Annotated in this window: 6 protein-coding genes; 1 reads left to right on the top strand and 5 read right to left on the bottom strand. The window is 66.9% G+C overall.

The features are described 5' to 3' along the window. Window positions 1-159 precede the first annotated feature (159 nt). Together ACEN88_RS16730 and ACEN88_RS16725 are read right to left on the bottom strand one after the other, a co-directional pair. Entirely contained in the window at window positions 160-2,502 is a 2,343-nt protein-coding gene (locus tag ACEN88_RS16730; protein WP_413341322.1) for a beta-galactosidase, read from the bottom strand. A 24-nt stretch (window positions 2,503-2,526) separates the two neighbouring features. Then, window positions 2,527-5,394, bottom strand: a complete 2,868-nt coding sequence (locus tag ACEN88_RS16725) for a TonB-dependent receptor (RefSeq protein ID WP_413341321.1) — start codon at window positions 5,392-5,394, stop codon at window positions 2,527-2,529. 283 nt (window positions 5,395-5,677) lie between these two features. Between ACEN88_RS16725 and ACEN88_RS16720 the strand changes: the two genes are divergently transcribed. Continuing rightward, the gene (locus ACEN88_RS16720; protein WP_413341319.1) at window positions 5,678-6,751 is read left to right on the top strand and encodes a LacI family DNA-binding transcriptional regulator; all 1,074 of its coding nucleotides are present in this window, start codon (window positions 5,678-5,680) and stop codon (window positions 6,749-6,751) included. Here the strand turns inward: ACEN88_RS16720 and ACEN88_RS16715 are convergent. The 3 genes from ACEN88_RS16715 to ACEN88_RS16705 all read right to left on the bottom strand — a co-directional run. After that, entirely contained in the window at window positions 6,696-8,036 is a 1,341-nt protein-coding gene (locus ACEN88_RS16715) for an MFS transporter (protein ID WP_413341317.1), read from the bottom strand. The genes ACEN88_RS16720 and ACEN88_RS16715 overlap by 56 nt on opposite strands. A 184-nt stretch (window positions 8,037-8,220) precedes the next feature. Next, a complete protein-coding gene (locus ACEN88_RS16710; protein ID WP_413341315.1) occupies window positions 8,221-9,390 on the bottom strand; it encodes a glycoside hydrolase family 88 protein in 1,170 nt (389 codons plus the stop codon). Window positions 9,391-9,406: 16 nt separating this feature from the next. Continuing rightward, on the bottom strand, window positions 9,407-10,134 hold a 728-nt coding region (locus tag ACEN88_RS16705; RefSeq protein WP_413341313.1), incomplete at its 5' end, for a heparinase II/III family protein.

Genomic DNA, 10,134 nt, shown 5'->3' with positions numbered 1-10,134 from the left:
GACGCGGCCACGCCGGCGCCGCGCGCGGGGAACGACCGCGAGTGGATGCTGAACCTGCTGCGCCGGATGGCCGCGTCGGCGCCCTTCAGGCCCATGGCACCGGCGGCGGCCGCGAAGCTGCCCATGAAGTGTCGTCGTTTCATGCGTCTCCTTCGTTGATTATTTGTCCACCACCAGGGTATCGCCCACGTAGGCGCGGAAGTGGCGGATGCGTCCCGGCGTGCCGTCCGGTCCCTGGCGCGGCACGTAGCGCAGGCCGGCCACGTCCATGCCGCGTCCCAGGTCGATCACGAGGCGGTGCGGGTAAGCCGCCTTGTCCGCCGTGATCCAGTAGTCGCTGTTCTGGCCATTGATCGCGTTCAGCGCCCCGCCGTCCTCCTTCGTCGCTTCCTCGCTGTCGACCCAGGCGATGGTCCAGTTGGACTGGTCCAGCGTCTTGCCGTCCTTGTCCAGCAGCGACAGTTCCGCCACGGCCGCAAACGGCTTGCCGTCGAACGCGTCGAGCGACTCCAGGCAGAACTGGCGGCCTTTCACGGCCGCGCCGAAGCGCACGTCCTGCGTCTGCGAGCCGGGCGCGAATTCGCCTTCGTGCGCCGGCTTCACGCCATCCAGCTGCACGCGCGCGGTGCTGGGCGGGCGCGGGAAATCGCGCTCGCGGTGCAGCTGGTCGAGGATCGGCGTTTCCAGGCCGGCGATCGTCGGCGTGCCCTGCCCGCGCGGTCCCGTCAGGTCCAGCACGACGACCTCGTTGCGGCCCTTGCGGATCCACGGTCCCGGCAGATACATCGTCTGCGTGGGGCCGATGCTCCAGAAACGTCCCAGGCAGCGGCCGTTGATCCAGACGACACCCTGGCCACACGCCGACATGTCGAGGAACGTGTCCTCCGTGCGCGCCGCATCGAAGCCGCCGCGGTAGAACGCGGCGCCCTTGCCGCGGCCCTTCCTGAACGCCAGCTTCGGCAGAACGCCGTCCGCGTCGAAATCGAGCGCGCGGATTTCCCAGTTTTCCAGCGGCTGCGCGGTGCCGCCTTTCGCCGTGAACGTGACAGGACCATGAATGCCCTTGCGGTCGTGGACCTCGGGACCGAAGTTCACGCGCGCGATCGTGTACAGAAGGATCTCCAGCGTCGCCGGCTTGCTGCGCGCGGGCACGTCCACCTTGTAGCGGCGGTGGCGCGTGTCGAACGTGCCGAGCTGCCTGCCATCGAGCGTGACCCACGCGAGGTCGCGCGCACGTGCCACTTCCACGACGCCCGCCGGGCCGGCCGGCAGGGTCACCCGATACGAGACGAGGCCGCGGCTGATGTCGTACTGCTCGATCGGCCGCGGCGACTGGTCCTTGATCACCCGGGCCGGCAGCGCCGATTTGACGGGCACCGATTCCGCCAGCGCGAACGGCGCCACCGTCATGACGGGCATGGGCGGCGGCGGCGCCGGCAGCTTTTCGCCCGCCGCCAGGAACGGCGTCATCGCCGCGCGGTACGCGTCGAACTTCGCGCCGATCCATCCCGCCTCGCTGATCGGCGCGTCGTAGTCATAGCTCGTCGTATCGGGCCGGAACGGGCGGTCGCAGCCGCCCCACAGGCCGAACGTCGTGCCGCCGTGCGCCATGTACAGGCTGAACGAACCGTTCGCCTTCAGCATCGCGGCGATGTCCTTCGTCGCGCCTTCCACGCCGCCACGGCGGTGCGGCGATCCCCACGTGTCGAACCAGCCGGAGTAGTACTCGCCGCACATGCGCGGGCCCTTCTGCACGGCGTCCAGCGCCTTGAAGCCGGCCACCGGGTCGCTGCCGAAGTTCGCCACCGAGAACAGTTCCGGAATGTGCGTGCGCGCCACGGCATTCGTCGGATTGCACTGGAACAGCGGCACGTCGAAGCCCGCATCCAGCAAGGCCTGGCGCAGCACGCGGAGGTAACCCACGTCGTCGCCGTAGAAGCCGTACTCGTTCTCGACCTGCACCATCAGGATCGGACCGCCGTGCGTGACCTGCTGCGGCCCGAGCACGCGCCCCACTTCCTTCAGCCAGCGCCGCGCCGGCGCGAGGTAGGCCTCGTCGCGCGTGCGCAGGAACGCGTCACCGTCGTGCTTCAGCAGCCACCACGGCAGGCCGCCCATCTCCCACTCGGCGCAGGCGTACGGACCGGGACGCAGGATCACCCACAGTCCTTCCTGCTGCGCGAGCCGGCAGAACTCCGCGGCGTCGCGCTGCGCGGCCCAGTCGTAGCGGCCCTCTCTCCATTCGTGGTAGTTCCAGAACAGGTAGGCGCACACGGTATTGAGGCCCATCGCCTTGATGGTCTTCAGGCGGTGCGCCCAGTACTCGCGCGGCACGCGGGCGAAGTGCATCTCGCCGCAGCGGATCTGGATCGGTTTCCCGTCCAGCAGGAAGTCGTGGTCGCCGATCGCGAAGCGCCGGGAGGCCGCCGCGTGCAGTGTGCCCGTGAAAGGCAGCAGGGCCGCGCCCTGCAGCAGGCGGCGGCGTTGGAAACTGATGGTCATGTGGTCGTAAGAATAAATGAAGAATCAGAGCTTGCCGCGCAGGCCGAACTTGATGGTGCGGCCATCATACTTCGCATAGTCCATGCGGGTGCGGTGGCCGTCGCCGTACTGGCCCGTCGCATCCTCGAAGTAATCGTACGACAGCGTGTTGGTCAGGTTCAGCGCGTCGAGACGCAGTTCCAGGTTCTCGGTCAGCTTGTAGCTGATGGTGCCGTCCAGGTAACCGCGGGCGGCGCGCCAGCGAATCAAATCGTCGCCGTTGTTCTTCGGATTGTCGCCGTGCAGCGAGCGGCCCTTGTAGTTGTACGACAGGCGCATCGCCAGGGGGCCGCGCTCGTAATACGTCGTGAAGCTGTACGCGTACTTCGGCACCGAGTTGACTTCGATTTCCTTGCCGGCGTTCGTGATCCATTTCTGGCTGTTGAACGGATCGATGTGCGTATAGCTGGCCAGCGCGCCCAGGCCCTTGAACGGATCGGGCAGGAAGTTGAAGTCCTGCTGGTACGCGAGCTCGTAGCCTTTCAACGTCTGCTGGCCGGCATTGCCGTAGGTGCGCAACGTCATCGGCAGGTTCGGATCGACGTGGCCGTTCTTGTCCTGGAAGATCGCGCCCAGCGCCGTATCCGGCAGGCCCAGTGCGCCGAACGTGGTCTGCGTCGTGCTCGACACGGTGGCGTCGGTCAGATCCTTCTTGAAGTACGCGGCCGACAGGAGGCTGCCCGGCTTGAAGTACCACTCCAGGCTCGTGTCGAGGTTCTTCGATTGCTGCGGCTTCAGGTTCGGATTGCCGGCGGTGGCCGTGTTGTCGAACGGGTTCGGGATGACGGTCTGCGCGGCGATGATCGACAGCGATGCGCGGCTGATCGTCTTGCCGTACGACGCGCGCCAGATCAGGTCTTCCGTCAGGTCGTACGCGGCGCTGACGGCCGGCAGCACGTTCGTATACTTGCCGTGTTCCTGGTTCGGCAGGTAGGCGCCGCCCGTGCCCGACTTCTTGTAGTTGTCGATGCCCAGCTTCGTCTGCGCCCAGCGCACGCCGGCGTTGATGCGCAGTTCGCGGGAGAGCACTTCGCCCTTGAAGTCGGACTGCACGAAACCGGTGGTGACCTTCTCTTCCGCGCCGAAGCTCTGCGCCGGCGTGAAGGCGGCAGGCGTGTTGTAGGCCAGCGGGTCGTACGTGGAATACGTATAGCTGCGCGTGAACGTGCCGAATTGATGCGGCCAGCCGTCGCCCATGTCCAGGTTCGAGATCGGCAGGGCCGACACCATGTTGCTGCGCAGGCCCGCGTCGCCGAACGATTTCAGCTTGGCCACCATGGCGGTCGTGCCGTTGCGCTTCTCGATCGTCTTCGTCGTGTCGACGTACACGAGGCCGCCCTTGAAGTGGCCCGTCCAGCCGCCCCACAGGTCGTAGTCCTGGTCCAGCACGAGGCGCGCCTGGCGGCCCTTGTCCGTCTCGCGCGTCCAGCCGGTGTTGATGTCGAAGCCCGTGAAGTTGGCGGGGTTCGTGTAGTCGACGTTCGACGACATCGACGGGTACACGTGGTCCGAACCGTAGTCGATGGTGGAATCGACGCCGAAGATCTGGCCCGACAGCGTGTCCTGGTAGCTCTTCGCGTCGCTGTTGTTCGCGGACAGCTGGCCGGTCAGCACGGTGCCCTTTTTCACTTCCCAGCGGCCGTTCAGGGCGAGGTAGCCGAACTTCGTCTTGTCCTCGCCGTACGTGACGCCGCTGCTGTACGACGTATTGCCGAAGGTGCCCGTCAACAGGTTCGACGCCGGGTCGATGTGCACGTCCAGCGGCACGAGCCCATTGTGGCCCGCCTGGCCGGCCGGCGCGGCGCGGTTCGTCGTCTTGCTGTTGCGGATCAGGATGCCGTAATACAGTTCGTCGCGGCTGTTCTGCAGTTGCGAGGCGAGGCCGTCCAGGCTGATATTCAGGCCGCCTTCCTTGTACTGCAGCGACGTCACGAGGCCGTCGCGCGTGCGGCGGTTCTGCGAGCCGTAGAAGCGGTAGATGCGGGGCAGCAGCGCGTTGTCGACCTGGTCGCGGGTATAGCCGGACAGGTTCGCGCGCGGATCGTCGTAGTCCAGCTGCAACGCGAAGTTGCCCAGCACGGGCGAGGCGCTGCCGCGGCGCGAGCTGTTGTAGCCGCCCGTCGCTTCGAAGCCGGAGCGGTTGTTGACGGCCTTCGAGTGCGACGCGCCGGCCAGGAAGCCCCAGTTGCCCCACGTGTTCGAATACAGCGCGAACAGGTTCGGATCGGTCTTCTCCGACATCGTGTTGAAGGCGGCCGACACGCCGTAGCGGACGGTGCGCTTCGGATTGTCGAACGGACGCGGTGTCTGCAGGTCGACGACGCCGCCCATGCCGCCTTCCGGCAGTTCGGCCAGCGGGGATTTGTAGAAGTCGACGCGGCCGAACAGTTCGGATGCGAACACGTCGTAGTTGAAACCGCGCGCCGCGCTGCCGATGGTGCTCGTCGACGTCGTGTTGACCGGCGCGCCGTTCAGCGTGGTCACCGTGTATTCGGTCGGCAGGCCGCGGATCGAGATGCGCTGGCCTTCCGCCGAGCTTTCGTCGCGGTTCAGGATCACGCCCGGCACGCGCTGCAGCGACTCGGCCACGTTCGCCTCGGGGAATTTGCCGATGTCCTCGGCGACGATCGAATCGCGCACGCCGATCGCCTGCTGCTTCAGGTTCAGCGCCTTCTGCAGGCTGGAACGGAAGCCCGTGACGACGACCGTGGTCGCGGCGGGTGCGTCCGCGGCCGGCGGTGCCGGTTCGGTGGTCGGCGCGGCGGGCGCCGTCGCATCCTGTGCCAGGGCCTGGTTCCCATAGGCGGCGGCCAGCGCCACCGGCAGCAGCGTGGCGAGCAACTTCTTGTTCATCTTGTCTCCATTCTTGTGTCGTTATTGGAACATAGGTGCCGGTCTGGGGCACGACTAACGGTGGTCTTTACGCCGGCTGGTGGTCACGTTACCACAAGCGATTATTAAAGGGCAATAGTGCACGCACGAATCAAATCAGGGCGTAACTCATTGTTTTTATTCGATATTGTGAGCCATTTTGGCAAATTCTGTGTCGCACAACCACGACAGGCATGCCAAACGGTCATACCTTTGACGAATTTTGTGATGTACGTTGTCTCATTTTTCCGTCAGACTTCCCACCATGCGTAAAGTCAGCAAACTCAGTGAAGTCGCCCGGCTCGCGGGCGTGGCCCCGATCACGGCATCGCGTGCGATCCGCGGCGCGGGTTATGTGTCGGCCGAGACGCGCGAGCGCATCATGGCCGCCGCCGCGCAGTTGAATTACACGCCCGATCCGCTGGCGCGCCGCATGCGCGGGGACCGCAGCCGCCTGCTCGGCGTGTTCGTCAACAATTACGGCCCCGTCGTGCTGCACGAGATCATCCGCGCGTTGAGCACGCACGCGCGCGCCCAGGGCTACGACCTGCTGCTGTTCAACGCGGAACGCTTCGACAGCCCGGACCGCATGGCGACGTGCGACCTGCTGGGCAAGCTGTGCGACGGATTGATGGTCGTGATGCCCGGTGCGGACGACCGCTTCCTGGACGCCATCGAGCGCCAGCAGGTGGCCAGCGTCGTGATCTGCTTCGATGCGCGCCCCCTCGCGGTGCCCGTCGTCGCGGCGGAAAACCGCCTCGGCGCGCGCGTGGCCGTGAATCACCTGCTGGAACTGGGCCACCGCCGCATCGCCTACATCGCCGGCAATCCGGGCACGGGGCAGAGCGCGGAGCGCGAGCGGGGCTACGTCGATGCGCTGCAGGCGGCCGGCATCACGCCCGATCCGGCGCTCGTCGTCAACGGCGCGTTCGTGCAGCCGGGCGGCTATGCGGCGACGGAACAGCTGCTCGCCCTCCCCGTCCCGCCGACCGCCATCTTCGCCGCGAACGACGAGATGGCGTTCGGCGCCATCGACGCCATCAACAGCCGCGGATTGAAGGTCCCGCATGACATCTCCGTGATCGGCTTCGACGACATCCCGACCGCCAGCTGCGTGTTCCCGAAGCTGACGACGATGCACCAGCCGTTCGATACGATCGCCGCCTATGCCGTGCGCGAAGTGGTGGGCATGATCGCGGGCCAGACGACGGGCCCGGCGCGCATCGCCTTCCCCGCCAGGCTCACCGTGCGCGATTCGACGGGACCGGCGCCGCAGGCGGAATCTATGCCGACGACGCCGCGCCGACCCGCCCGCGCGCGGCGCGTGCCAGTGTCCTGAACATGACCAGGCTGGTCCCCGCCAGCAGGCCGCCGACGAGCAGCGTCAGGCCGTAGAGGTGGCCCGTCGTGTCGAGCAGGGGACCGAGCAGGAAGCTCAGCACGATGTTGGAGGTGGAGAACAGGACGCGCTTGGCGCCGTCGAACTGCAGGAAGCGGGCACGGGGGAACAGCACCATCGGCAGCGAGGCGGACGCCGTGTAATACGTGCCCGCCACCACGGCGTGCAGCACGTAGACGATGGAAAAACTCTGCAGGTCGTGCACGGCGAGGAAGCCGCCGGCGCCCACGCACAGGTACAGGCCCATCGCCCACACCGTCACGCTCGCGGCGCTGTAGCGGTCGACGAGCCAGCCGATCACGTACGACAGTCCGATCGACAAGGTGTACGACAAGGCGAGCAGGCGGCCCAGGGTGGCCTTGTCCATGCCGATCGATTCCGCGTACAGCTGCGAGAACGTATTGAAGGGCATGAACGTGAGTTCGGACGCCGTCAGGGCGAAGAACACGAGCAGGAAGTAGCGGTCCGACAGGCAGTCGCGCCAGTACGCGCGGCCCATCGCGCGCCACGTCATGGCATCCTGGCCATCCACCGACGGCGGGCCGTACTCGCCCTCGTTCAAGCGCAGGCACATGAGCATGACGGCGACGCCGAAGAACAGGCCGATGCCGAGGAAGACTTCGCGCAGATGGTGTTCCGTCAGCCTGAAGAACCACAGGTTGAACAGGATGCCGGCGACGAGGCTGACGATGCGAAACGCCGCGTAGAAGCGCCCGAGCACGGGCCGCGGCACGATGTCGTTGACGAGCCCCGCATACAGCGCGAGCGTGACGAGCGCGACGCCTTCGAACACGGTCCAGAACAGGCAGAACCACGCGAGCACGCAAGCGTCCACGCCGGGTGACAGCGACCCGAGCAACTGGTCGGTGACGCGGCCGAACGTCGCGCAGTTGCCGAGCGCGATCAGCACGAGCGCGGCGACCGGCGTGATCCCCATCAGGAACGGCAGCCGCCTGCCCCAGCGGCTGCGGAAACGGTCGGAGCGGAAGCCGACGATGGGCACGAGCACGGCGCCCAGCAGCGCCGGCAGCGCGGACACGAGCACGGCGATCATCGTGTCGCTGGCGTGGTGCTGGCGCAGCAGTTCCATGACGCCGGGGATGGCCGAGCGGTCGCGGAAGGCGATGGCGAACTCGCCGAACAGCAGCCAGAACATGACGATGGCGAGGCCCGCCGTCGTATAGCGCAACGTACCGACGGCGTGGGCGCTTTTGTCTTCCAACATGGACGCGTTTCCCACTAACAAGGGCTAAAGCATCGCCGCAGCGTAAAAAAAGTGCAAGCTTTTAATTTCCCAAAACCGGGCTCTGACCCCGGTTCTTGGAAATTAACCAAAAAAAAGCCTGCCATCCCTGGGCAGGCCGAACACGGGCACTCGGGCCCGCGAAGGAGAGAAAACAAGGGGCCAACTAAGGGGCCAGTTTCGCCATTTCGGACGCGACCAGCAGCACCGCGCCCACGCCGAAATGCGCCGTCGAGTTGCGGTCCACCACCTGGCCGGGAATCGCGCGGTCGCCGATCGGCTGTACGTAGCCCACCTTGCCGTCCGCCTGGATCGCGGTGCGGGTCAGGTAGTCCCAGCCCTTTGCAGCCACCGGCAGGTACGTGCCGCGGTCGAGCAGGCCGTTGTTGATACCCCACAGCATGCCGTAGGTGAAGAACGCGGTGCCGCTCGTTTCCGGGCCCGGCGCGTGGGCCGGGTCGAGCAGGCTGCGCGTCCAGTAACCGTCCGGCGCCTGGATGCCTTTCAGCGTCTGCGCCATCGCGCGGAAGCGCTCCTCGAACATCGGCCGGTACGGATCGTCGCGCGGCAGGTCCGCGAGCACCTTGGCCAGCGCGGCGAACACCCAGCCGTCGCCGCGCGCCCAGAAGTCCTTCTTGCCGTTCACGCTCCGGTGCTGCGGGTAGACGTAGCGCGCGTCGCGGTAGTACAAATGCGTCTCGGGGTCGTACATCAGACTGTTCGCGTACTCGAAATACGCGACCATCTTGTCGAGGTAGCGGCGGTCGCCCGTCAGGTGGTACATCTTCGTCATCACGGGCATGACCATGTACAGGCCGTCCGCCCACCACCAGTAGTCGACGCGGTCCGTGCCGATCTCGTGCCCCATCACCTCGCGCGCGCGGGCGACGCGGCGCGGGTCCTGCGGGCCGAGTCGATACAGGTCGATATAGCTCTGGAAGCAGACCTGCCAGTCGCCGAACAGCACGTGGTCGTCCGTCTCGCCGTACGTGAGCTTCCACTCGGCCTTGTTGTCGGACCTGGCGCCCTTCCAGCCGTTGTACTCGGCCCACCGCTCGGAATACTGGCGGTACGCCTCGTTGCGCGTGACCTCGTAGGCCGCCAGGTTGCCCGTGTGGTAGACGGCCACGTTCCAGAACGCCGATTCCGTCGGCGGCGTCGTGCGCTGCCAGTAGCCGTTCACCTTGTCGATGACGGCGAGCGCTTCGGCCCGCGTCGGGATCGAGGTGCGTGCTTCCTGCGCGGGAACGGCCGCGCGATTACTCGTCATGTCCGCGCAACCGGCCAGCAGGAGCATGCCGCTCGCCAGGATGGCCGCCATCGTTCGCTTCTTCATGTGGATCCTTCAGGTTTCAAGTCGCTATCGCTACGTTCAGGTCGCCGCTGCCGAGCGGCTGCGCGGACGCCAGCCGGATGCGGTACAGCGCGTCGCCCCATTCATGCTTCAGGCCCGCGTCGTCCAGCGCCAGACGTTCGACGTCGGCACGCAGCGCGCGCGGATCGAACTTCAGGTGCACGGTCCGGCCACCGGCCACGGGCAACGCGACGACGCCCGCCTGCGCCGCATCGGGCTTGCGCGGCGTGACGAAGACGAGGGCCACGGGCGCGGGACGGGCCAGCGCGAACGTCTCGCGCAGGTTCACCGTGCCGGCGGCGCGGTCGAGCGCGATGCGCCGCTCCCACGTCCTGATGCCCGCCTCGGGGCCGTACGCGGTTGCCAGGTCCATCGTCATCCCCATATCGTCGACGCGCACCCGGCTCGCCCGGTCGCGCGCATCCCGGCCAGCCTGCATCCGGCCGCCCACGAGCGGCAGGTTGTGCCAGCCCGATTGCATGGTCCAGATGGTGTACCGGTCCTTGCTGAACGTCTTCGCCGTATAGGCTTCGACGCCGGGGTCCACGAACACGGGCAGGCCGTCGTGGAACACGATGAAGCTGCCGGAATCGTGGTGGCCGTGGCTGCGCGCGTTCGACGCCGCCTGCACGGCCAGGAAGAATCCGTGCGCCGAGCCGCCCTGCGCCCGCGCCGTCATCAGGCCGAGCGCGGGATACCAGGATGCGCGCCGCAGGGCGTCGCGGC

The sequence above is a fragment of the Massilia sp. CT11-108 genome (genome assembly GCF_047302915.1).
GTDB lineage: Bacteria > Pseudomonadota > Gammaproteobacteria > Burkholderiales > Burkholderiaceae_D > Telluria > Telluria orientalis.
The sequence above is the reverse complement of the archived record's forward strand: the minus strand, read 5'-3'. Positions and strand labels throughout refer to the sequence as shown.